We start from the raw sequence: 22,662 nt of genomic DNA, 5'->3' as shown, positions 1-22,662 counted from the left end.
AATGAGCCGCTCAGACAGCACAGCAGACGCATCCTTTACCGAGCGCATCGAAGATGTCGACGTATCGACAGAGATGCAGGGGTCGTTCCTGGAGTACGCGTACTCCGTGATCTACTCGCGCGCGCTTCCCGACGCCAGGGATGGGCTCAAGCCGGTACAGCGACGCATTCTCTACCAGATGAGCGAGATGGGCCTCCGCCCCGATCGCGGGCACGTCAAGTCAGCTCGCGTTGTCGGCGAGGTGATGGGAAAGCTGCACCCGCACGGCGATACAGCCATCTACGACGCCATGGTGCGCATGGCCCAGGCGTTCACGCTGCGCGTGCCCCTCATCGACGGACACGGCAACTTCGGCTCACTCGACGATGGCCCCGCTGCCCCTCGCTACACAGAGGCGCGCCTGGCGGCATCCGCGCTGTCGATGACGGAAAACCTCGACGAGGACGTCGTCGACTTCGTACCCAACTACGACAACCAGCTGACCCAGCCCGACGTGCTGCCCGCCGCGTATCCGAACCTGCTCGTCAACGGGGCGAGCGGTATCGCCGTTGGCATGGCCACCAACATGGCACCCCACAACCTCATCGAGGTCGTCGGCGCTGCCAGGCACCTGCTCGCCCACCCGGACGCCACCCTCGATGAGCTGATGGAGTACGTGCCTGGCCCCGACCTGCCCACGGGCGGCACCATCGTTGGCCTCGCCGGCATCAAGGACGCATACGCGACAGGGCGCGGCAGCTTCAAGACCAGGGCCCGCGTGTCCGTCGAGGCGATCACGGCCAGGAAGACCGGCCTCGTCGTCACGGAGCTGCCATACCTTGTCGGGCCTGAGAAGGTCATCGAGAAGATCAAGGACGGCGTCAACTCCAAGAAGCTCTCCGGCATCTCGGACGTGACAGATCTCACGGACCGCACCAAGGGCCTGCGCCTGGTCATCGGCATCAAGACCGGCTTCAGCCCTGAAGCTGTGCTCGAGCAGCTGTACCGGGTGACCCCACTCGAGGACTCGTTCAACATCAACGCCGTGGCGCTCGTCAACGGCGGCCCCCAGACGCTCGGCCTCCGCGAGCTGCTGCTCGTTTACGTGAACCACCGCATCGAGGTTGTCACGAGACGAAGCGCGTATCGTCTTGCCCGCCGCAAGGAACGACTCCACCTCGTCGAGGGGCTCCTCGTTGCCATCCTTGACATCGATGAGGTCATCCAGGTGATCAGGGCCAGCGATGACAGCGAGCAGGCACGCACGCGACTGATCGACGTCTTCGAGCTGAGCCAGATCCAGGCCGAATACATTCTCGAACTCAGGTTGCGACGACTCACGAAGTTCTCGCGCATCGAGCTGGAAGCCGAGCGTGACAAATTGCTCGCGGAAATTGCAGCGCTTGAACTGCTGCTCGCGAGCAAGCAGGCCATTCGCACCCTCGTCTCCGACGAACTCGCCGAGGTCGCTGAGCGCTTCGGCACTCCGCGCCGCACGGTTCTCACCGAGGCCAGGCCCAGCATCGCCGGCGCGGCTGCGAAGCGCCAGGCGGCGATCCTCGAGGTGCAGGACAACGCCACACGCGTCTACCTCAGCGCCACAGGACGCATTGCCAGGGTCGATGTGCAGGACGCGGACACAGATGCCGCTGAGTCGCGTGCTGTGCCCGTACAGCGCCGCAGCAAGCACGACGCCATCCGCTCTGTGCTCGACACCACCAGCCGGACCGAAATCGGCGCAGTGACCAACCTCGGTCGCCTCATCCGCTTCTCGCCCGTCGACCTGCCTGTCATGCCGACATCGTCGATCCAGCTGGCGGCGGGCGTGCGCGTCAACGACTACCTGGCACTGGCCAACCGCAGCGAGAAGGTGCTCGCCCTGGTATCCCTCGACGCCGACACGTCGATTGCACTCGGCACGAAGCAGGGAGTCGTGAAGCGGGTCACGGCGAAGGACTGGGCCAACAAGCCTGACTTTGAGATCATCGCGCTGAAGCCCAAGGACGAAGTCATCGGCGCCGTGCAGGGCGATGACGACGACGAGCTGGTCTTCGTGGCCTCCGATTCACAGCTGCTGCGGTTCCCCGCGAACTCGGTGCGTCCACAGGGCCGAACTGCGGGAGGCATGGCCGGCATCAAACTGGCCACCGACTCCACCGTGATCTTCTTCGGGGCGGTCTCCCCGGAGGCAGCAGAGACGGCAGTGGTCGCCACGATCGCCGTCGGCAGCCAAACGTTAACGGGCACAGATCCCGGCAGCGCCAAGGTGTCTGACTTCTCCGAGTACCCGGTCAAGGGACGCGCAACCGGTGGCGTGCGCTCACAGCGCTTCCTGAAGGGCGAGGACGCACTTGCCATTGCCTGGGTCGGCCCAGCGCCCGCACGTGCTGTCGGTCCTGATGGCACGCCACGTGCTCTGCCGGAATCCGGTTCACGGCGGGATGCGTCTGGCACACTTCTCGACACTGTCGTCGGAGCCATCGGCGCCAGCATCAGCTGACCTGCACGATGAATCGCACGAAGGGGCGGTGCCTGCGCACCGCCCCCTTCTGCGTACCAACACCGCTGCTGCTACACGCTGCTGCTACACGCTGCAGCTACACATCGATGCGATCACGGCTGAGCTTGTCAGAGCTGTCGATGATGAACTCCTTGCGCGGGGCGACATCGTTGCCCATGAGCAGTTCGAAGATCTTCCCCGCCTGCTCTGCGTCGGCCACCTGCACGCGGCGCAGCGTGCGGTGGGCACGGTCCATCGTGGTCGTTGCGAGCTGGTCGGCATCCATCTCGCCGAGTCCCTTGTACCGCTGGATGGGGTCCTGGTACTTCTTCCCGGTGCGCTTAAGACCGGCCAGAACGCCCTGCAGCTCGGCCTCTGAGTACGTGTAGATGGTCTCGTTCGGCTTGGTGCCCGGGTTCATGACGACCACCCGGTGCAGCGGCGGCACGGCGGCGAACACGCGGCCGCCCTCGATCATCGGACGCATGTAGCGGAAGAACAGGGTGAGGAGCAGCGTGCGGATGTGGGCGCCGTCGACGTCGGCGTCACTCATGATGATCACCTTGCCGTATCGGGCGGCGGACAGGTCGAAGCTGCGGCCTGACCCAGCTCCGATCACCTGGATGATCGACGCGCACTCCGCGTTGGAGAGCATGTCGGACACTGAGGCCTTCTGCACGTTCAGGATCTTGCCGCGAATCGGCAACAGTGCCTGGTGCTCGCTGTCCCTGGCGAGTTTCGCGGTGCCGAGCGCCGAGTCACCCTCGACGATGAACAGTTCACTCGTGAGAACATCGTTGCTGCGGCAGTCGACGAGCTTGGCCGGGAGCGACGAGCTCTCCAGCGCATTCTTCCGACGCTGGGTCTCCTTGTGAGCCCTGGCCGAGATGCGCGACTTCATCTCAGCGACGACCTTGTCGAGAACAAGAGCGGTCTGGGCCTTGTCGTCACGCTTCGAGGATGCGAATCGCTCTGCGAGGCTCTTGGCCACAACGGATGCCACAATCGCGCGCACCGCAGGCGTGCCGAGGATCTCCTTGGTCTGGCCCTCGAACTGCGGCTCGGGCAGGCGCACCGTGAGCACAACCGTGAGCCCGGCGAGGATGTCATCCTTCTCGAGCTTGTCGTTGCCGACCTTGAGTCGCCGCGCGTTCTGCTCAACCTGCGACCGCATGAACTTCAGCAGGCCGGCTTCGAATCCGGCCTGGTGTGTGCCGCCCTTTGGAGTGGCAATGATGTTGACGAAGCTGCGGATCACGGTGTCGTAGCCGGTCCCCCAGCGGAGCGCGATGTCGACCGCACAGTCACGCTGCAGTTCGGTGGGAACCATGGCGCCCTTGTCGGTCAGTACCGGCACTGTCTCGGTGAATGTGCCGTTGCCGGTGAGCCGCCAGGTGTCGGTGATGGGGGCATCCGTCGCCAGGTGCTCCACGAACTCTGAGATACCACCCTCGAACGAGAATGACTCTTCGATGTGCTCAGCAGAACGCTGGTCGCTGACTTCGAGGGTCAGGCCTGGCACGAGGAACGCAGTCTGCCGTGCCCTGCCCAGCAATTCGTCAGTCTGGAACGTCGCACCCTTGGTGAAGATCTGGCGGTCTGCCCAGTAGCGGATGCGGGTTCCGGTGACACCCTTTTTGACCTTGCCGATCACGCGCAGTTCGCTCTTCTTCTCGAAGGGCGTGAACGGTGCGTCAGGGCTCTTCTCGTCACCCTCGTCAGCGAAGATTCCGGGCTCGCCGCGGTGGAACGACATCGCCCAGGTCTTGCCGTCGCGGTCGACCTCGACGTCGAGCCGTTCGGAGAGTGCATTGACGACGGATGCGCCAACACCGTGGAGCCCGCCGGATGCGGCGTATGACCCACCGCCGAACTTGCCGCCGGCGTGCAGCTTGGTAAAGACGACTTCGACGCCTGACAGGCCGGTCTTCGGCTCAATGTCGACGGGGATGCCGCGCGCTGCGTCCCTGACCTCAACGCTCTGGTCGGGGTGCAGGATCACGCCAATGAAGTTGCCATGCCCGCCGAGCGCCTCGTCGACTGAGTTGTCGATGATCTCCCACAGGCAGTGCATGAGTCCCCGAGAGTCGGTCGAACCGATATACATGCCGGGGCGTTTCCGCACAGCCTCCAATCCTTCAAGGACGGAAAGGTGGCGGGCGGAATAGTCAGAACTCACAACTGTTAAGACTAGTGACCGAAGGCGACAGTCGCCTGACCGACACCCGACGCCCACCGCTACGCGGTGAGCGAAATACTTCGCAAGTGGCCTTCAAAGTCGCCTCAGGCGTGTTTACATTGAGTATCAGGTTTTATTGGTCCCAGTCTGGAGGAGGAGCACATGTCCCAGATCGCCACCGAAAACGGTGCCGTCGAGGAACTCGACGCCCCCCACCAGCTCACCGCAGCCGACCGCTGCGACGCGTGTGGAGCTCAGGCGTACATCCGTGTTGTCGTGAACAACAGTGAACTGCTGTTCTGCGCCCACCACGGTCGCAAGCACCAGGAGAAGCTGGCCGCCGTTGCGCAGAGCTGGCATGACGAGTCGAGTCGGTTGTTCGAAGACCAGCGTTCGTAACAGAACGTACGACGCATCAAGGTGCGAAGAGCCCCCAGACCACAGTCTGGGGGCTCTTCTCGTTTGTGCTGCCGGTGTTACTCGGCGTCGAGACCGAGTCTGGACGCAATCTGATTGCGGGCAGCCAGCGCGATCTCGTCTGCGTGGTCACTCTGTGCAGACGGGGCGTAGTCCGCGCCGTGCCTGGCCAGCGCGATCCGGAGCAAGTGGTCGGCCAACCCGGGGTTGCGAGCGAGCACAGGGCCGTGCAGGTGGGTACAGAACAGGTCACCCATCACGAGGCCCTCTTGCCCAGCTCCGTTGCCGTTTCCGGTACCGCTGATCACTCGGCCGAGCGGTGATGCTTCGGCGCCGACATAAGCGCGTGCGTGATTCTCAAAGCCGCTCAGGCGGCCGTACTTGGTCTTGACCACGATGTCGTCGGTGATCCTCGCCGGCGCGGGGACCGCTCGTCCGGCAACCAGGCCGAGGCCATCGATGACCGTGCCATCCAGCTGGATGCCACCGCTGAGGAGTTCCCACCCCGTGCCGATGGCAAGGATCGGAACGTGGGCGGCGCACCACTCACGCATATGGCCGACAAACGGCCTGAGGAGATCGCGAACGCGTTCCAGGTCAGAGTCAGTGCCAGAACCGATAACGACGAGGTCAACCGATGCCGGCAGATCGGCCAGAGAGGCGACCGGCACGATCGTGACAGTGTGGCCTGCCCATTCTGCGCGCCTGGCCAGGACTCTGGCGTTCTCTGCGTCTCCGTTGGTGTTGAGCAGCTCTGGAAGGATCGAGACGATGGTGAGTTCGGTCATAGTACTTCTACCTCAACGGCCGGGTCGGGATCATTGCTGGCGAGGCCGAGGTGCGCCCGCGTGCGGCGCATGGAATCAGCAGAGAAGACGATTGTCTTCAGCCCATGACCGGGGTCCGGAAGAGCGATGAAGTCATCGAGTGCGCGTCCGAGATCGGTTTCAATCCGATCGATTTCGACATTGTCGTATGCGAGCTGCAGCGCAATGTCATGGGCCTTCGACCCTGATACGAGCAGCACACGGCCGAGGTTGGAGGTGTCCACCGGCCAGAAATAGGACGGGTCGCGCACATCGGAGCCGACAGCGACCAGGATCTGCTCAGTCCCGGGTTCGAGGCTGTCGACGTTCAGTTGGAAGCTTGCCGGGTTCTGCACGAGAACGAACTCGACCTGCTTGCCGCGCACCGTGACGATCTCGCCACGGCCGAACACAGGGGGAATCGTTGAAACGGCAGCGACGGCGCGCTCAGGAATGAACCGCTCCCCGAGAATTGCGCGGGCAGTGGCCAGCGCAGTCGCGGCATCCACGGCATAGTGCGTTCCGCGGGCTGGCAAGCCGACGGTGTAGCCCTGTCCGGATGACATGGCAATCTGGGCCTCACGGCCAGACACCTGCGTGACGATTGTTCCCTCGCCTGCAGCCAACCGTTCGTCTGCGGTCTGCGTGTAGCCGAGCCCGCGGGGATTCTGCGCCAGAACAGTGGCGCTGACGCCATACCGCTCAACGTGAACGCCATCGCCGAGGGATTCAGCCAACGAGACGAGGTACTGGTCGTCGGCGTTGATCACGACTGATTCGGTCGCACGCGCCGCGATGGTGCGCAGCATGGCTGAGACCATCTCTGAGTCGTGGAACCTGTCGATCTGGTCGACCATCACATTCGTGAGGGCCACGACGCGCGGGGTGAGGCCACCGGCGATGAGAGCGCCGTGCCCCTCATCCATTTCAAGCACAGCGATTTCGCCGTCGATACGACCGGACAGGCTGACCTGCTCGAGCAGCGCAGACGTGAGGCCCTGGCTAATGTTCGCCGTCGACGGATTGGTGAAAACGGACAGCTGGTGAGCGCGCAGGATCGCGACCAGCATTTTGGTGGTGGTCGACTTTCCGCTCGATCCCGTTACGATGACCAGGCCAAGCGGAAAGCTGTTGAGCGTGGTCGTCAGGAAGCCAGGGGCAATCTTATTGACGACAAGGCCGGGGACGGCAGAGCCGCCCCCTGGCTTGCGCCATCTCGCGAGAATCCGAACGACCCTGCCAATGAGGATCGCCGGCGCATACCGCACTCAGTGACCTTTACTCGAGGTAGTCGCGCAGCGACTGTGAGCGCGACGGGTGACGCAGCTTGGCCATCGTCTTGGACTCGATCTGGCGGATCCGCTCACGCGTGACGCCAAAGGTATCGCCGATCTGGTCCAGTGTCTTCGGCATACCGTCTCCGAGGCCGAAGCGCATCCGGATGACGCCGGCTTCGCGCTCAGACAAAGAATCGAGCAGGCTTTCCAGCTGCTTCTGCAGCATGGTGAAGCCCACTGCATCTGCAGGAACGACTGCCTCGGTGTCTTCGATCAGGTCGCCGAACTCGCTGTCGCCGTCTTCACCAAGCGGGGTGTGCAGCGAAATGGGCTCGCGACCATACTTCTGGACCTCGACGACCTTCTCAGGCGTCATGTCGAGCTCGCGGCTCAGCTCTTCTGGCGTCGGTTCGCGACCGAGGTCCTGCAACATCTGGCGCTGCACACGGGCGAGCTTGTTGATGACCTCAACCATGTGAACAGGGATACGGATGGTGCGGGCCTGGTCGGCCATGGCGCGGGTGATGGCCTGGCGGATCCACCAGGTGGCGTAGGTGGAGAACTTGAAGCCCTTGGTGTAGTCGAACTTCTCAACTGCACGAATGAGGCCCAGGTTTCCCTCCTGGATCAGGTCGAGGAACTGCATGCCGCGGCCGGTGTATCGCTTGGCCAGTGAAACAACAAGGCGGAGGTTCGCTCCGAGCAGGTGGCTCTTGGCGCGAGCGCCATCCTTGGCCACCCACTGCAGTTCACGACCGTTGGCCGTACGCTTCTCTGCGTCCGTCATGTGGGCGAGCTTGTCCTCAGCGAACAGGCCAGCCTCGATGCGCATGGCAAGCTCGACCTCTTCGGCCGCGTTCAGAAGCGCGACCTTTCCGATCTGCTTCAGGTAGTCCTTGACCGGGTCAGCGGTCGCGCCGGTGATTGCGCTGGAGTAAACGGGCACTTCGTCGTCGTCGTCAACAAGTGACAGCACGAGAGCGCCGGCGGGAAGCGGCTCAGCAGGAGCGGTGCGCTTGACGCCCTCTTCGTCTGACTCGTCGTCGTCAGCCTTGTCGACATCGATGACAACGGCACCTTCATCGCCGTGGTCAACCTCATCGTCAGGTCCGTTTCCGGACTTCGCAGCCTTCGTGGCAGCGCGCTTGCGCGGCGCGGCCTTCTCAGCTGCTGGGTCAGCTGCAGCTGCAGCAGCCTTCTTCGCGGCATTTGCGGCCCGCGTGGCAGCAGCCTTAGCGGCCTTTGCCGCCTTGGCCTCGCTCGCGGTGGTCTCTTCGGTCACCTCGGTCTTTACTGGGGTTGCCATTCGAACACCTCTCATGCGTCAAGTTTTGCGCGTACAGCGCCCCGCTTTTTTCGCAGTGTGAAACCGTTGCTACGAGAAATTGGGCAGTACTAAGACCCATGTCAAGTCCTGGGGCATCGCGCGGATGACATCTGCACCAACATTTCGATTGGTACTCCCAGAACCCGAACGGGTCCTATTGACAATTATTGCATGGTTTGGATATACGTCGAGCCATAGGCCAAAAGAGTCTGCCTGCGTTCTACGGGTGCGTCCCGTCGCCCTTCCGCGTGCGTCGCTTCCATGCTTGAGATAGTGCAACCCACAGCGGGGCTACTTCTATTCCCTCATCCGCTGACATCTGTGCCCTCGTGCGCCGCCTCGCGCGCAGCAGGAAGACAACCCCGGTTCCAATGACGAGGTACTGCACCGCAAAAGCGACCCGGAACGAGTCCGCCGAATACAGGTCGCTCGCCTCTCCCCCGCTCACCCGCCAGCCGTCCTGTACGTCAAGCAGCAGACCGATGAGGAACATCATCACGAAGCTGGCGGAGAACCCACCGACATTCACGACTCCGTTCGCAGACCCGAGGCTCCGCTGCGGGTTGAATGAGCGGGCGAAATCGAAGCCGATCAACGAGCCTGGGCCGCCGGTGCCAATGACAATCAGGAGCAGCACGATGAGCCACACGGGCTGCGGTCCTGGCCACAACAGCACGATTGTCCACATGATGCCTATCGCCGTGACTATTCCGAGCACGATGGAGCTGCGCCGAAGCGGGAAACGGCCAGTCAGGATGCCGAGAATGGGACCTATGACGAGTCCAGCGCCCACGAGGATGGTGAGCAGGCTGGCCGCCAGGCTGGGCGAATAGCCGAGGCCGTAGACCATGAACGGGAACCCCCACAGCAGGCTGAAGACCGTGCTCGACGATTGCGTCACGAAGTGCGACCAGAACCCAAGTTGCGTGCCGGGTCGCGCGAGACTGTGACGCAACTGCACCAGCGCCGCCCGCCAGGTGGCCGGCGCGCCCATCTCGACGGCGTCAGCCGGCCGGTCTCTGATGAAGATCACGATCACGATCAGTGCGATGACTGCGACAGATCCGGCCGAGATGAACGCAGACGTCCATCCCCACATGTGCAGGACCCAGGCGAGGGGCACAGCCGAGAGCACCTGCCCAAGCTGGCCGAAATTGCCCATCCACTGCGACACCTGCGGGACAACGCGCGGCGTGAACCACGAGGAGACGAGACGGATCACCGAAATGAAGATCGTTGCGTCTCCGGCGCCGACCAGGATACGGCCGACGACGGCAACCGTGATGGTTGGGGAGAATGCCAGCGTGAACTGGCCGACGATCATCAGCGCGGTGCCCGCGAGCATCAGCACCCGAGGACCGTAGCGATCGATCAGGATGCCGACAGGAATCTGAGTCGACGCATACACGATCAGCTGCACGACGGCGAGGCTGGACAGCACGGCCGCTGAACCGCCAAAACGTTCAGCCGCGTCAACGCCGGCAACACCGAGCGACGTCCGCTGCAGGATCGCGCTGACATAGGCGAACGATCCAACGACGAAAATCAACCAGGACCGACGAGAATTCACTCCCCTACGTTACCCCTGGGTCAGCGCTGCCCGGGGACCTAGCCGCCTAAGCCGTCATCCCTGGTGCGGCGGATGCTGAGGAACTTCTCCAACTCCGCGGCGATTTCGTCAGCACTTGGCAGCTCACCGTCTTCGTCCGTGAGCGGCGAACGAAGCGTGCTGCCTTCCATATAGGAGTCGTAACGCTGTTCCAGCGTTCCGACGAGCTTGGAGAGCTCCCCGTTCTCGTTCACCTGGTCGTCAATGCGGGCGACGAACTCACGATTCTGCTCCCGCAGCCGGTCGGTCGGGAAGATGAGACCGGTGGCCGCGCTCGTACTCTCCAGCGCAGAGAGCGCAGCAGACGGGTATTCAGTGTCAGCCAGGTAGTGCGGAATCAGCAGCACAAACCCGACAGCGGATGCCCCTGACTGCTGCAGTCGGTATTCGACGAGATGCAGGGCATTGGCCGGTACCTGGGTGTGCGGACGCCACACCGACATGGTCTCGATGAGATCTGACCGGCTGCCACTCACCGTCACACCGATCGGTCGCGTGTGCGGCACGGGCATCGGGATGGCATGAACCCAGGTAGTGGACGCGACCTTGAAGTACTCAATGAGCTCCAGAACGGCTGCGGTGAACTGTTCCCAGCGGAAGTCCGGCTCGAAGCCGGCGAGCAACAGGAATTGCTGACCGATCTCATCCGTCGTCAGGTACAGCTGGAGTGTGGCCGGCTGGTAATCGGTCAGGTGGTCCTGGTTGAAGTAAATGATGGGACGACGGGCGCGGTAGTCCAACAACGCATCCGCGTCGAACGTGGCGACCACAGTGTGTTCCAGCGTTCCGACGATGTACTCCGTGAATTGCGAAACGGCACCGCCGGCATCCGCAAATCCAGTGAGGCCTGCGACCAGATTCAGGCCCTCAGGGACCACGGCCGCATCAGCCGTCAGTTCGTATAGTTCACCCGGATCGCGCATGCATTAACTCTAAGCTGCCCCGTTCGCGCGGCTCACGGATTCGCCAGCATGCCTTGATGCCGAGAGCGAACAGCGCACGCCCCTACCATTGAGGTATGACAGTTCCGCAGCTTTCCGTGTCCAACCAGCCCGCACTCGAGTCCACGTCCGATGTCGTCGTCATTGGCGCCATCGCCTCTCCAGGGGGCGCAACGCTGTTCGCGGATGCAGCGTATGGGCGCATCGCAGACGAACTCACCGCGCTGGGCGTGACCGGCGCTGCCGACCAGGTGACACGCATTCCCGCCAGTGTCGGCGCCAGCCGTAGCATCGCCATCGTCGGGCTGGGCAGCGACGCGTCAGAACTCGCACTGCGAAACGCCGCAGGCACGGCAGTCCGCCAGCTCGTCGGCATCGATTCACTCTCATTTGCGCTGCCACTTGGCACTGCAGCAGATCTTTCGGCCGTGCTCGAGGGCGCGGCACTCGGCGGTTACAGCTTCACCGCGTACCGCTCAAACCCGGCAGCACTGAAGCTCCCGGCCGGGGCCATCACCGTCCACACGGATGTCGATGCTCCCGACGCGCTTGAGCGTGCACGCGTCGTGGCCGACGCGACAGCCCTGGTCAAGGACCTCGTCAACACGCCGCCAGCCGACCTTTATCCCGCGTCCTTCGCGGATCTCGCTGCACAGGCGGCCGAAGGCCTCCCCGTCACGCTGACCGTCTGGGACGAGAACCAGCTGGAAGCCGACGGCTTCGGTGGAATCCTCGGCGTCGGCAAGGGTTCGTCCCGCCCGCCGCGACTGGTCAAGGTGGAATACTCCCCCGCAGGAGCGACACGCCACATTGCCATCGTTGGCAAGGGAATCACCTTCGACACCGGCGGACTCTCCCTGAAGCCCGCCGCATCAATGGTCGGCATGAAATACGACATGGCAGGCGCTGCGACCGCCCTGGCCGCCACATTGGCTGCCGTCCGCCTGCAGCTCCCGCTGCGCGTCACCGCTTGGTTGTGCATGGCAGAGAACATGCCGTCTGGAACGGCCACTCGCCCAGAAGACGTACTCCGCATCAGGGGTGGCAAGACAGTCGAGGTTCTCAACACCGACGCTGAGGGCCGCCTGGTGCTCGCCGACGGACTCGTTGCTGCCAGCGAAGAGCACCCCGACGCCATCATCGACGTCGCTACGCTGACCGGTGCGGCCACCGTCGCACTCGGCACGCGGTACTTCGCCGCGATGGGCGACGACGAACTGGTGGCACGCGTCCTGTCTGCCAGCGCAGCGGCTGGCGAATCGGCATGGCCGATGCCGCTCCCGGCAGAGCTCCGGCCCGTCCTCAAGTCGGACGTGGCCGACATCGCCAATGCCAAGATCGGCAACAAGGCCGCAGGGATGCTGCTGGCCGGCGTGTTCCTGCAGGAGTTCATCGGAACGACTGACGACGGAGAAGGTTCACCGACAATCCCCTGGGCGCACCTCGACATCGCCGGATCAGCCCAGAACGAGGGCCGCGGCTGGGGATTCACCGCGGCAGGCCCGACTGCCGTATCCCTTCGCACCCTCATCAAACTGGCCGAGGACTTTTGCCGCCCGTAGTAAGGTCATATGGGCAAGAGATGCTTGCCGATTAACGCCTGCCCGAGACCAAATCGTGGTGTCGGGCAGTACGTGGCGGAGTTCGTAACGCGCGAAGGAGTCTGGGTGTCCGAGCAGAATTTTGACATTGTCGTTCTCGGTGGAGGAAGCGGTGGATACGCAGCAGCATTGCGCGCAGTCCAGCTTGGCTTCACTGTTGGTCTGATCGAGAAGGGCAAATTGGGCGGAACGTGCCTGCACCGCGGCTGCATTCCCACCAAAGCACTTCTCCACTCGGCCGAGGTCGCTGATGTCACCCGCGAGTCAGAGAAGTACGGCGTGGCCGCGACTTTCCAGGGCATCGACATCCAGGCTGTCACCGCGTACCGCGAAGGAATCGTCGCGAGCAAGTTCAAGGGACTCCAGGGCCTGATCAAGGCACGTGGCATCACGGTGATCGAGGGCGAAGGCCGTCTTATCTCCCCCACGACCGTTCAGGTCGGCACCGACACCATCGTGGGCAAGAACGTCATCCTGGCCACCGGTTCGTACTCCCGTTCACTGCCTGGCCTTGAGCTCGGTGGCCGCGTGATCACGAGCGAGCAGGCTCTCGAACTGAACTTCGTGCCCAAGAAGGTCGCCGTCCTCGGTGGCGGCGTCATTGGCGTCGAGTTCGCCAGCGTGTGGAAGTCATTCGGCGCCGACGTCACCATCATCGAGGCACTCCCCCACCTCGTTCCGAACGAGGAAGAGTCGATCTCCAAGCAGCTCGAGCGCGCGTTCCGCAAGCGTGGCATCGAGTACTCACTCGGCGTGCGCTTCCAGAGCGTTGTCCAGAACGAGAGCGGCGTCGTCGTCACCCTCGAAGACGGCAAGACGATCGAAGCTGAACTTCTCCTGGTTGCCGTCGGTCGCGGACCGGCGACGGCAGGTCTCGGCTTCGAAGAGGTCGGCGTCACCGTCGACCGCGGATTCGTCATCACCGACGAGCGCCTCGCCACGAACATCCCCGGCGTCTACGCCGTTGGCGACATCGTGCCTGGCCTCCAGCTCGCGCACCGCGGTTTCCAGCAGGGCATCTTCGTTGCAGAGGAAATCGCCGGCCTCAACCCGATCGTCGTTGAAGACGTGAACATTCCCAAGGTCACCTACTGCGACCCAGAGGTTGCGTCCGTCGGATACACCGAGGCCAAGGCAGGCGAGAAGTTCGGCGCCGACCAGGTTTCCAGCTACGAATACAGCCTCGGCGGCAACGGCAAGAGTGCGATCATCGGCACGACAGGTTCGATCAAGGTCGTCCGCGTCAACGACGGCCCCATCGTCGGTGTGCACATGATCGGCGCACGCGTCGGCGAACTCATCGGTGAAGGCCAGCTCGTCGTGAACTGGGACGCATACCCCGAAGACATCGCACCGTTCATCCACGCCCACCCGACGCAGAACGAAGCGCTCGGTGAAGCCTTCCTCGCACTGGCTGGCAAGCCACTGCACGCGATGTAGCCCCGGCCGCTACTCACACTCTCAGTAAGCTACGAATACAAATGGTTTTGAATATGGTTTTGAAGGAGACAAGCGCATGAGCGAATCCGTCAGCCTCCCGGCACTCGGTGAGAGTGTCACAGAGGGAACGGTTACCCGCTGGCTCAAGAACGTGGGAGACCGCGTCGAGGTCGACGAGCCCCTACTCGAAGTATCGACCGACAAGGTCGACACGGAGATTCCGTCGCCAGTAGCCGGTGTTATCGAGGAAATCCTCGTCCAGGAAGACGAGACGGTCGAGGTGGGTACGGTTCTTGTCAAGATTGGCGACGGATCGACACCCGCAGCCGCACCGGCAGCTCCCGCTGAGCCCGTAGCAGCGGCGGCAGAGCCGGCTCCTGCAGCTCCTGTTGCCGCAGAGCCTGTCGCACCGGCAGCTCCGGTTGCCGCAGAGCCTGCCGCACCGGCAGCTCCTGTTGCCGCGCCGGTCGCTGCTGCTCCCGCTCCGGTTGCTGCACCGGTTGCTGCTCCTGCCGCTCCGGTCGCTGCTCCTGCTGCTCCGGTTGCCGCTCCGGCTGCTCCGGTTGCCGCGGCCGCACCAGTTGCTGAAGCTGCACCCGCTCGCGGTTCGCACGCTGGGACCTCCGGATACGTCACGCCTATCGTCCGCAAGCTTGCGAACGAGGCCGGCGTTGACCTGTCGACGATCACCGGCACCGGTGTTGGTGGACGCATCCGCAAGGAAGACGTCGTCTCGGCGAAGCCTGCGACCGGCGCTGCTGCGGCACCCGCCGTCACCGTCTCGCCGTTGCGTGGAACGACTGTGCCGATGACGCGCCTCCGCAAGGTTGTCGCGGAGCGTGCCGTCATCTCCATGCAGACGTCAGCACAGCTGACCACTGTCGTCGAGGTTGACGTGACCCGCGTAGCGATGCTGCGCGACAAGGTGAAGGCCGACTTCGTAGCGAAGACCGGCAACAAGCTCTCCTTCCTGCCGTTCTTCGCGGTGGCCGCTGCCGAGGCGCTCCAGGCGTACCCGATCATCAACGCCACCATCGACGCAGACAGCAACATCGTTTACCCGCCGCACGAAAACATCAGCATTGCTGTCGAGACCGACCGTGGCCTGCTCACGCCGGTCGTGCGCAACGCTGCTGAGCTCGACATCGCCGGCTTTGCCGCACAGATCGCAGATCTGGCAGAGCGCACGCGCGACAACAAGCTGAAGCCAGACGAGCTGTCAGGCGGAACGTTCACGCTGACCAACACCGGGTCACGTGGCGCCCTCTTCGACACCCCCGTGGTGTTCCTGCCGCAGAGCGCGATCCTCGGCACCGGCATCGTGTACAAGAAGCCGGTCGTTGTCACCAACGACGGACTCGACTCGATCGCCATCCGTTCGAGCGTGTACCTCGCGCTGTCGTACGACCACCGCATCATCGACGGAGCGGACGCCGCCGGCTTCCTCACCACGATGAAGCGTCGCCTCGAAGCTGGCGCGTTCGAGGGCAACCTCGGCCTCTAGCCCAGACAGCGGTTCGTTAGTCGAACAGCTCACGTAGTCGCCAACCGGCCTCGCCCCTGATTACCAGGAGCGAGGCCGGTTTCCGTTCTGGAGCGCCAGTGGGTGGAGAAAGCGCGATGATCGCGGCATTTCCCGTTCGCTCCATCAGAGTCATGGCACTGTCTGCGAGCAGCGCTGCCTCGTCGGAGCTGCCGCCCTGCTGCCCATGACGAATGCCATAGCTGTCTGACTCCCAGAGCGCAGAGCCGGCTTGGTCCACGCCGGCCAGGCACTCCAGCGACGCTTCCTGAATGCAGTGCGCGCGACGACGCACGAGAGCCGCAGCGGCCGCGGCCGGCTCATCGGCCAGGATCGCGTCTGTATCGGTATCGGTATCGGTATCGGTATCGGTATCGGTATCGACATTCGCACGCGGATCGGCATTTGAATGGGCATCTATTGGCACGCCCAGTGTCGTGGCCGGCGTCGGCACCACTGCGCGCGGCTCCCCTGCCGTCTTACTCTCGGTCGGTAGAAGCGTGAGCAGCAGGATCGTGGCGGCCACCGACAGCGCGCCGGCCACAATGAGCGGACGGCGCCGTGCACGTAACCCAGCTCGCACCCGTTCACGCAGCCGCGCTGCCCATCCCGGCATCGCGAAGGCGAGCCAGCCACGCCGGCTGCCGTCACCATCACCATCACTGCCACCCACCTCCGGGAGCAGGTCAGCGAACACCCCGCCGAGCCCGCCCCACCGCTCGCGTCGCGCGCCTGCGCGCACGCTGGTGGCCGGATCGTCCCGCACCTGCGGCGTCGAGGCGTGCACCAGGCCGAGCGGCGCTCCCTGCGACCACGCAAACAGGCGCTGCTCAAGTTCATCGAGACACGGACGAAACGGAATCGCCGTAGTCGCCATCTCGAACCAGGCGGCAATCGGCTCAGAACGGCGATGAAGTTCCACGTCGTTGTCCAGATGTGTGAATACCGCACGCATCACGTTCGTCAGCCTGGTGTAGTCGTCCCTCTGCAGATCGAACCTGTGCGCACGGTCGCGCTCAGGTTCTGGCTGCCCTCGTGTGGGCGGAAGGTCTGCCAGGGAGCCGAGGCCCATCAGGACGGGGCGACCGGCAGCGGTCAACGCCATGGTGCCAAGGCTCAGAGTCGTGTGCACCAGGCCTGACTCGTGCAGCGCGGCCAGCGCAGCGACGAGTGGCGCGATGAGGGTGACGGCCTCGCCTGCCGAGATGTTCCGGCAGTCGAGCAGCATGGCACCGACCGATTCGCTCGACACGCGCTCCTCGACGAGCACCACACGGCCGTCCGGCAGCGTCGCCACGTCGAACAGAGCTGGCACGTGACCGGCGGGAGCGCCCGAATGCGCCCCAATCTCGCGTGAGATGGAGAGGGCGTCTGCGTGGGCATCGAACACCTTGATGGCCACGCACCCTGCGTCTGAGCTCACAGCGCTCCCCAGGTACACCGTTGACCGTGAGCCGACGCCCAGCCGTCGCAGGATGCGATAGCCGGCGATCATCGCTGCGGTAGAGGTGGCTGGGTAGACGGTGCTCATACAGGGAGCGTGGCTCACAGCATCCGTTCACCCCGGAAAAACGATGAAGTGTGGAATCTGCTCCCCCAGAATGCGGGGAGGAGGAGTCGCCGTGACGGGCCAGACTGTCACTAAGTAATCCGGCGACTCGATAGTCTTAGAGACATGGCTCGCAGCAAGGATAAAACTCCCCGCACCCCGAAAGAACCCGGCCGCCTGAAGCAAATGTGGCAGGTGTTCCAGATGACGAGGCGATACGACTCGAAAATCGTCTTGTACCTGGTGCTCGGGTTCTTGGTTCCCGTCGTCATCGGCGTGGCTCTCGCACTCATCTTCTCGCCTGGCAACTGGCTGACCATGACGCTGTGGATCATCGCCGGCGTGCTCGGCGGCATCCTCACGATGCTGATCCTGCTCGGCCGTCGTGCAGAGAAGGCCGCATACTCACAGATCGAGGGGCAGCCAGGTGCCGTCGGCGCCGTTCTGCGCAGCTCACTCAAGCGTGGCTGGGTCGGCAGCGAAATGCCCGTAGCCGTCAACGGCAAGACCCAGGATGCCGTTTACCGCGCCGTCGGTCGCGGCGGCGTCGTGCTGATCAGTGAAGGCCCCAAGAGCCGCACGACCCGCATGGTCGAGGACGAGCGTCGCAAGATCAGCAAGGTGCTCGGCAATGTGAACGTCACCGTCATCTCCGTTGGACCCGATGCAGACGCCGTGCCGCTGCACAAGCTCCCGAGCCGACTGACCAAGATCAAGAAGTCTGTGACCAAGGCGGAGGTACTCGCGATGAACAACCGCCTCAACTCGATGCGCACCTCCATGCCGATCCCCAAGGGTGTCGACCCGATGAAGGCTCGACCGCAGCGCGGAAAATAGCCGCGCCAGGCGCGAACAGTTTTACCTCACTTTTGATCCGTGCCGCTTAGGCACGGATCAAAACTGTTCCAGCCACCTTGTCGTGAAAACCACGCTGGTCTGAATCCCATACGAGTGCCGGGATGACAATAGCCAGCAGCAGGGTTCGGACGATCGGACGCCACAGTCCTACACGCTCCCCGTTCAGCGCTATCAGTCGCATGCCGAGGAGGCGGTGACCGACTCCGCCTCCCATGATCGGAATGAGCACGATCTGCATGACGACGAAGATCAGGGTCGTCGCGAATCCGCTGTAGTTCGCGAAGTTAGCCCCGAAGACTCCGTAGCCCACGGCGATGGCGATGGCCCAGTCAATGGCCAGTGCGCCAATTCGGCGCCCAGCCCGAGCAACGGACGTGGGGCCGGTCTCCGGCAGACCCAGTCGTTCCCCCGGCCATTTGCTGGGCGCGAGTTGACCGAATGACGTGGGGTTGGAATCTGGTTGAGGCACCCATCAAGTGTACCGATCAGGCTCCGCGTAACATGCTCGAAACATTTGCGACACTGTCGAGAAACGACGAGCTACTACGGTCGTAGGAGGTCGTAGTGCGCGACCGTTTTGGATCCACGCCGTTTGGAGTTAACCCGCATGTTCCGCGATTCGTCAGAAGTGCTTAAGTTCATCAAGGACACCGACGTCAAGTTCCTTGACATCCGTTTTACCGACCTGCCAGGTGTGCAGCAGCACTTCAACATTCCTGCTTCCACCGTCGATGAGGAGTTCTTCACCGTCGGCCAGCTCTTCGATGGTTCTTCGATTCGCGGCTTCGCGAACATCCACGAATCCGACATGCAGCTCATTCCTGACGTCACCACCGCGTACATCGATGCTTTCCGCACCGAGCGCACGCTCATCATGCTGTTCGACATCTACAACCCGCGCAACGGCGAGATCTACGCCAAGGACCCGCGTCAGGTTGCCAAGAAGGCTGAGAAGTACCTCGCCTCCACCGGCATCGCCGACACCGCGTTCTTCGCCCCCGAAGCCGAGTTCTACATCTTTGATGACGTTCGCTACGAAGTGAACCAGCACTCCAGCTTCTACTCCGTTGACTCCAGCGAAGGCGCCTGGAACTCAGCACGCAAGGAAGAAGGCGGAAACCTCGCCAACAAGACCGCGTACAAGGGTGGATACTTCCCCGTCAGCCCTGTGGACCAGCACGCAGACCTGCGCGACGACATCTGCCTCAAGCTCATTGATGCAGGCCTCATTCTCGAGCGCAGCCACCACGAGGTCGGCACCGGCGGCCAGGGCGAGATCAACTACCGCTTCGACACCATGGTCGCTGCAGCGGATGACATCCTCAAGTTCAAGTACATCGTCAAGAACACCGCTCACGAGTGGGGCAAGACGGCCACGTTCATGCCGAAGCCGCTGTTCGGCGACAACGGTTCAGGCATGCACACCCACCAGTCCCTCTGGGCAGACGGCGTACCGCTGTTCTACGATGAGGCCGGCTACGGCGGACTGTCCGACCTGGCTCGCTGGTACATCGGTGGCCTGCTGAAGCACGCTCCGGCTGTGCTCGCGTTCACCAACCCCAGCGTGAACTCGTTCCACCGCCTGGTTCCGGGCTTCGAAGCTCCGGTCAACCTGGTCTACTCGGCCGGCAACCGCTCAGCCTGCATCCGCATCCCGATCACGGGCACCAACCCGAAGGCGAAGCGCATCGAGTTCCGCGTTCCTGACGCCTCTGGCAACCCGTACCTCGCATTCGCGGCACAGCTGATGGCTGGCCTCGACGGCATCAAGAACCGCATCGAGCCGCACGAGCCCGTCGACAAGGACCTGTACGAGCTGCCGCCAGAAGAGGCGAAGAACATCCCGCAGCTTCCGGCATCCCTTGAAGAGGCACTCTCCGCTCTCGAGGCAGACCACGACTTCCTGCTCGCAGGCAACGTGTTCACCCCTGAGCTAATCGAGACGTGGATCGACTACAAGCGCGAGAAGGAAATCAAGCCCCTCGCCCAGCGTCCGCACCCGTTCGAGTTCGAGCTGTACTACGGCGTCTAAGCCATAGCCTGAACACAATCGTGGCCGTCCCTCTTCGTGAGGGGCGGCCACGATTGCGTTACCGGCGCGCCCCGCACATGCGGGATAGGATGCGAATTGTTCCCGACGGGAGGAGAGCACCGTGTCAGAGGACTATCCATATGCGCCGAGCGGTTCGATCGTTGTTGGACATGACGGCTCAGAGCATTCAGCTCGCGCGCTTCAGCAGGCCATCACACTCGCGAAGGCCTTCGCCGCCCCGCTCGTCATCGTCCGGTGCTGGCAGTTGGAGAAGCACACTCCCGAGTACACCCAAATTCTCTCTGGCCCCGGTTCTTTCCCAGAGCTGACGGCCGCCGTCCGCTCCACGCTGGAGAAGGAATGCTCGCCGACACTGAGTGAGCATCCGTCCGTGACAGTCAGCTATGAGGCCGAGTTGGGCGCACCAGCTGAAGCCCTGACGGCTATCTCCGCCGAGGCGCTGGCGCTCGTCCTCGGGTCGCGAGGCCTCGGCGGCGTTGCCGGCCTGCTGCTGGGCTCCGTCGCCGATCGATGCGTGCACCAGGCGGTGTGCCCAGTGCTGATCGTTCGCCCACCTGCCGTGGCTGCGTCGGACAGTGAGGCTGCGCCGGGTGGCGGGGACCGGTCAGATAGCGCTGTGTTGCTCGACATAGCGCCAGGATCAGTCGTTGTCGCCCACGATGGCTCTATGAACAGCGATCATGCCCTCGAGGCTGGGCTCACGTTTGCACAGGCACTTGGCCTCCCCCTCGCCGCGGTTCGAACCTGGAGCATCGACCATGTGCCGCACGGACTGCTGTGGAGGGATGGCTACGTGGCGAGCTTCGAGGAAGTCTCTGTGGGGGTGCGGGAACAGCTGATCAGAGACGTTGCCCCCGTTTCGCAGCGGTATGGCACTGTTCCCGTCAGCTATTTCGGCGTGCTGGGCGATCCGGGTGAATCTTTGGTCAACGCGTCGAAGCTGGCAGGGTTCCTTGTTGTCGGTAGCCGCGGCCGTGGCGGTTTCACGAGCCTGCTGCTCGGATCCGTCAGCGCGTACTGCGCGCACCGCGCAGAGTGCCCCACACTCATCGTTCCGCGGGCCAGACACTAGGGGCGGATAAGCAAACACTGGCCGCACCCCGGATAGGGATGCGGCCAGTGTTCATGTCACGCCGTCGAGGTTCTTCTCGGCGACCGCGCTCAGGGGGCGAACGTGTTCATCAGGCGAACGCGTATGCACCCTGGTCGGCAGGTGCGGACGCGTTTACGCTGCGCACGGGAGCCCGGCCGATCGTGCGAACGTTCCAGCCGGCGGCAGCCCAGGCTTCACCGTCGAGGCAGTTGCGGCCATCGACGATGTTCTGGGACTTGACGAGCTGTCCGAATTCGCGCGGATCGGCCTGGATGAATTCCGGCCACTCGGTGAGGACGAGTACCACGTCGGCATCCTGGATTGCTGCCGTGGCAGAGTCGGCGTAACCGAGCGCCGGAAAAATGCGGGACGCGCTGGTGGTGGCCTGTGGGTCGAAGACGGTCACCTGGGCACCCTTCAGCTGGAGTGCCGCTGCAACATTCAATGCGGGCGAGTCGCGGACATCGTCGGTGTCCGGCTTGAAGGCCGCGCCAAGCACGCCGATGCGGCGGTTGAGAACGGATCCTCCGCAGGCTGCCAACGCGTGGTCGATGACCAGCTGACGCTGTCGCATGTTGATCTCGTCGACCTGCTGCAGCAGGTCGGAGGCCGAGTGCGCACCCAGCTCGCTTGAGCGGTGCATCAGCGCCCGGATATCCTTCGGCAGGCAACCGCCGCCGAAGCCGAGGCCGGCGTTCAGGAACTGGCGGCCGATGCGGACGTCGTGACCCAGGGCATCCGCGAGCAATGTGACATCCGCGCCGACAGCGGCGCAGACCTCAGAGATCGCATTGATGAAGGAGATCTTGGTGGCGAGGAAGGCGTTCGCGCTCACCTTCACCAGCTCTGCGGTCGGCAGGTCCATGACCAGCACCGGCGTGCCGTTTGCGATCGGCTCGGCGTACACGGTGCGGAGCAGTGCCTCAGACGCTTCAGTCGTGCCCCCCAGAACGAGGCGGTCAGGCGCGAGCGTGTCCTGCACAGCCTTGCCCTCACGCAGGAACTCGGGGTTCCAGACCAGCTCGGCCTGCACGCCGGCAGGAAGGTTCTCCCGCACAATGCCACGGAGGCGTGCTGCGGTGCCGACGGGAACCGTTGACTTGCCAACGATCAGGCCGTCGTGGGTGAGGTGCTTGGTGACCTGCCTGGTCGCGTCCTCGACGTAGCTGAGGTTCGCGGCGAAGCTCGTGGCCTGCTGGGGCGTGCCGACGCAGACGAAGTGCACATCGGCGAAGTCCGTTGCGGCTGCGATGTCGGTGGTGAACCGCAGGCGTCCAGTACCGACATGCTTGCGGAGCAGCTCGGGGAGGCCAGGCTCGTAGAAGGGCACGATTCCCTGGCTGAGGGCGTCGACCTTGTTCGGATCGGTGTCGACTCCGACGACCTCGAATCCCATTTCGGCCATGGCAGCAGCATGCGTTGCGCCCAAATAGCCGGTGCCGATAACACTGATCCGTGGTGCTCGTTGCTCTACGTTGTCGTTCGTCATTGGTTTCTCCTTAGTCCTGAAA

Annotated in this window: 17 protein-coding genes; 8 read left to right on the top strand and 9 right to left on the bottom strand. The window is 63.5% G+C overall.

Annotated features, from left to right (window positions below):
* Window position 1 precedes the first annotated feature (1 nt).
* A complete protein-coding gene (locus AC25Z0_RS04675) occupies window positions 2–2,479 on the top strand; it encodes a DNA gyrase/topoisomerase IV subunit A (protein ID WP_488132481.1) in 2,478 nt (825 codons plus the stop codon).
* A gap of 97 nt (window positions 2,480–2,576) precedes the next feature.
* On the opposite strand, the gene AC25Z0_RS04670 is transcribed toward AC25Z0_RS04675, so the two are convergent.
* On the bottom strand, window positions 2,577–4,658 hold the full coding sequence (locus tag AC25Z0_RS04670) for a DNA gyrase/topoisomerase IV subunit B (protein ID WP_488132480.1): 2,082 nt from the start codon (window positions 4,656–4,658) through the stop codon (window positions 2,577–2,579).
* Window positions 4,659–4,820: 162 nt separating this feature from the next.
* Between AC25Z0_RS04670 and AC25Z0_RS04665 the strand changes: the two genes are divergently transcribed.
* The gene (locus tag AC25Z0_RS04665; RefSeq protein WP_488119038.1) at window positions 4,821–5,057 is read left to right on the top strand and encodes a DUF7455 domain-containing protein; all 237 of its coding nucleotides are present in this window, start codon (window positions 4,821–4,823) and stop codon (window positions 5,055–5,057) included.
* A 77-nt stretch (window positions 5,058–5,134) separates the two neighbouring features.
* Here the strand turns inward: AC25Z0_RS04665 and AC25Z0_RS04660 are convergent, their stop codons facing one another.
* From AC25Z0_RS04660 to AC25Z0_RS04640, 5 genes are all read right to left on the bottom strand, one after another.
* The gene (locus tag AC25Z0_RS04660; RefSeq protein ID WP_488132479.1) at window positions 5,135–5,863 is read right to left on the bottom strand and encodes a type 1 glutamine amidotransferase; all 729 of its coding nucleotides are present in this window, start codon (window positions 5,861–5,863) and stop codon (window positions 5,135–5,137) included.
* The gene (locus AC25Z0_RS04655) at window positions 5,860–7,149 is read right to left on the bottom strand and encodes a MurT ligase domain-containing protein (protein WP_488132478.1); all 1,290 of its coding nucleotides are present in this window, start codon (window positions 7,147–7,149) and stop codon (window positions 5,860–5,862) included. Before AC25Z0_RS04655 ends, AC25Z0_RS04660 begins: the two co-directional genes overlap by 4 nt.
* Before the next feature lie 10 nt (window positions 7,150–7,159).
* Window positions 7,160–8,464, bottom strand: coding sequence for an RNA polymerase sigma factor (locus AC25Z0_RS04650; RefSeq protein WP_488119035.1), 1,305 nt, complete (start codon window positions 8,462–8,464; stop codon window positions 7,160–7,162).
* Window positions 8,465–8,705: 241 nt separating this feature from the next.
* Window positions 8,706–10,055 (bottom strand): MFS transporter, encoded by a 1,350-nt coding sequence (locus AC25Z0_RS04645; protein ID WP_488132477.1) that lies wholly within the window; start codon window positions 10,053–10,055, stop codon window positions 8,706–8,708.
* Window positions 10,056–10,093: 38 nt separating this feature from the next.
* Window positions 10,094–11,017, bottom strand: a complete 924-nt coding sequence (locus tag AC25Z0_RS04640; RefSeq protein WP_488132476.1) for a proteasome assembly chaperone family protein — start codon at window positions 11,015–11,017, stop codon at window positions 10,094–10,096.
* Window positions 11,018–11,112: 95 nt separating this feature from the next.
* On the opposite strand from AC25Z0_RS04640, the gene AC25Z0_RS04635 reads away from it, so the two are divergent.
* From AC25Z0_RS04635 to AC25Z0_RS04625, 3 genes are all read left to right on the top strand, one after another.
* Window positions 11,113–12,597 (top strand): leucyl aminopeptidase, encoded by a 1,485-nt coding sequence (locus AC25Z0_RS04635; protein ID WP_488132475.1) that lies wholly within the window; start codon window positions 11,113–11,115, stop codon window positions 12,595–12,597.
* Between the two features lie 105 nt (window positions 12,598–12,702).
* The gene (lpdA, locus tag AC25Z0_RS04630) at window positions 12,703–14,076 is read left to right on the top strand and encodes a dihydrolipoyl dehydrogenase (protein WP_488119031.1); all 1,374 of its coding nucleotides are present in this window, start codon (window positions 12,703–12,705) and stop codon (window positions 14,074–14,076) included.
* A 76-nt stretch (window positions 14,077–14,152) separates the two neighbouring features.
* On the top strand, window positions 14,153–15,580 hold the full coding sequence (locus AC25Z0_RS04625) for a 2-oxo acid dehydrogenase subunit E2 (RefSeq protein WP_488132474.1): 1,428 nt from the start codon (window positions 14,153–14,155) through the stop codon (window positions 15,578–15,580).
* 16 nt (window positions 15,581–15,596) lie between these two features.
* On the opposite strand, the gene AC25Z0_RS04620 is transcribed toward AC25Z0_RS04625, so the two are convergent.
* Window positions 15,597–17,129 (bottom strand): serine/threonine-protein kinase, encoded by a 1,533-nt coding sequence (locus AC25Z0_RS04620; RefSeq protein WP_488133140.1) that lies wholly within the window; start codon window positions 17,127–17,129, stop codon window positions 15,597–15,599.
* A 144-nt stretch (window positions 17,130–17,273) separates the two neighbouring features.
* Here AC25Z0_RS04620 and AC25Z0_RS04615 point away from each other — a divergent pair, with 144 nt between their 5' ends.
* Window positions 17,274–17,984 carry a DUF4191 domain-containing protein gene (locus AC25Z0_RS04615; protein ID WP_488119028.1) on the top strand — a complete coding sequence of 237 codons (711 nt, stop codon included), beginning with the start codon at window positions 17,274–17,276 and terminating at the stop codon, window positions 17,982–17,984.
* A 46-nt stretch (window positions 17,985–18,030) separates the two neighbouring features.
* Here AC25Z0_RS04615 and AC25Z0_RS04610 read toward each other — a convergent pair whose 3' ends face one another.
* The gene (locus AC25Z0_RS04610) at window positions 18,031–18,474 is read right to left on the bottom strand and encodes an RDD family protein (RefSeq protein WP_488132473.1); all 444 of its coding nucleotides are present in this window, start codon (window positions 18,472–18,474) and stop codon (window positions 18,031–18,033) included.
* 138 nt (window positions 18,475–18,612) lie between these two features.
* On the opposite strand from AC25Z0_RS04610, the gene glnA reads away from it, so the two are divergent.
* Together glnA and AC25Z0_RS04600 are read left to right on the top strand one after the other, a co-directional pair.
* Window positions 18,613–20,037: a type I glutamate--ammonia ligase gene (glnA, locus tag AC25Z0_RS04605; RefSeq protein WP_488119026.1), complete on the top strand. Its 1,425-nt coding sequence runs from the start codon at window positions 18,613–18,615 to the stop codon at window positions 20,035–20,037.
* Between the two features lie 121 nt (window positions 20,038–20,158).
* Window positions 20,159–21,130, top strand: a complete 972-nt coding sequence (locus tag AC25Z0_RS04600) for a universal stress protein (protein WP_488119025.1) — start codon at window positions 20,159–20,161, stop codon at window positions 21,128–21,130.
* A gap of 109 nt (window positions 21,131–21,239) precedes the next feature.
* On the opposite strand, the gene AC25Z0_RS04595 is transcribed toward AC25Z0_RS04600, so the two are convergent.
* The gene (locus AC25Z0_RS04595) at window positions 21,240–22,640 is read right to left on the bottom strand and encodes a UDP-glucose dehydrogenase family protein (RefSeq protein WP_488132472.1); all 1,401 of its coding nucleotides are present in this window, start codon (window positions 22,638–22,640) and stop codon (window positions 21,240–21,242) included.
* Between the last annotated feature and the right edge of the window lie 22 nt (window positions 22,641–22,662).

The organism is Leifsonia sp. Y862 (assembly GCF_057669585.1).
Note: the sequence above shows the minus strand (reverse complement) of the source record. Positions and strands in the feature narration are given on the sequence as shown.

What these genes read in the sequence shown, in the direction of transcription:
- AC25Z0_RS04675 (WP_488132481.1), top strand. Translation starts at nt 2, where the DNA reads ATGAGCCGCTCAGACAGCACAGCAGACGCATCCTTTACCGAGCGCATC.
- AC25Z0_RS04665 (WP_488119038.1), top strand. Translation starts at nt 4,821, where the DNA reads ATGTCCCAGATCGCCACCGAAAACGGTGCCGTCGAGGAACTCGACGCC.
- AC25Z0_RS04660 (WP_488132479.1), bottom strand. Translation starts at nt 5,863, where the DNA reads ATGACCGAACTCACCATCGTCTCGATCCTTCCAGAGCTGCTCAACACC.
- AC25Z0_RS04650 (WP_488119035.1), bottom strand. Translation starts at nt 8,464, where the DNA reads ATGGCAACCCCAGTAAAGACCGAGGTGACCGAAGAGACCACCGCGAGC.
- AC25Z0_RS04640 (WP_488132476.1), bottom strand. Translation starts at nt 11,017, where the DNA reads ATGCGCGATCCGGGTGAACTATACGAACTGACGGCTGATGCGGCCGTG.
- AC25Z0_RS04635 (WP_488132475.1), top strand. Translation starts at nt 11,113, where the DNA reads ATGACAGTTCCGCAGCTTTCCGTGTCCAACCAGCCCGCACTCGAGTCC.
- AC25Z0_RS04625 (WP_488132474.1), top strand. Translation starts at nt 14,153, where the DNA reads ATGAGCGAATCCGTCAGCCTCCCGGCACTCGGTGAGAGTGTCACAGAG.
- AC25Z0_RS04620 (WP_488133140.1), bottom strand. Translation starts at nt 17,129, where the DNA reads ATGAGCACCGTCTACCCAGCCACCTCTACCGCAGCGATGATCGCCGGC.
- AC25Z0_RS04615 (WP_488119028.1), top strand. Translation starts at nt 17,274, where the DNA reads ATGGCTCGCAGCAAGGATAAAACTCCCCGCACCCCGAAAGAACCCGGC.
- glnA (WP_488119026.1), top strand. Translation starts at nt 18,613, where the DNA reads ATGTTCCGCGATTCGTCAGAAGTGCTTAAGTTCATCAAGGACACCGAC.
- AC25Z0_RS04595 (WP_488132472.1), bottom strand. Translation starts at nt 22,640, where the DNA reads ATGACGAACGACAACGTAGAGCAACGAGCACCACGGATCAGTGTTATC.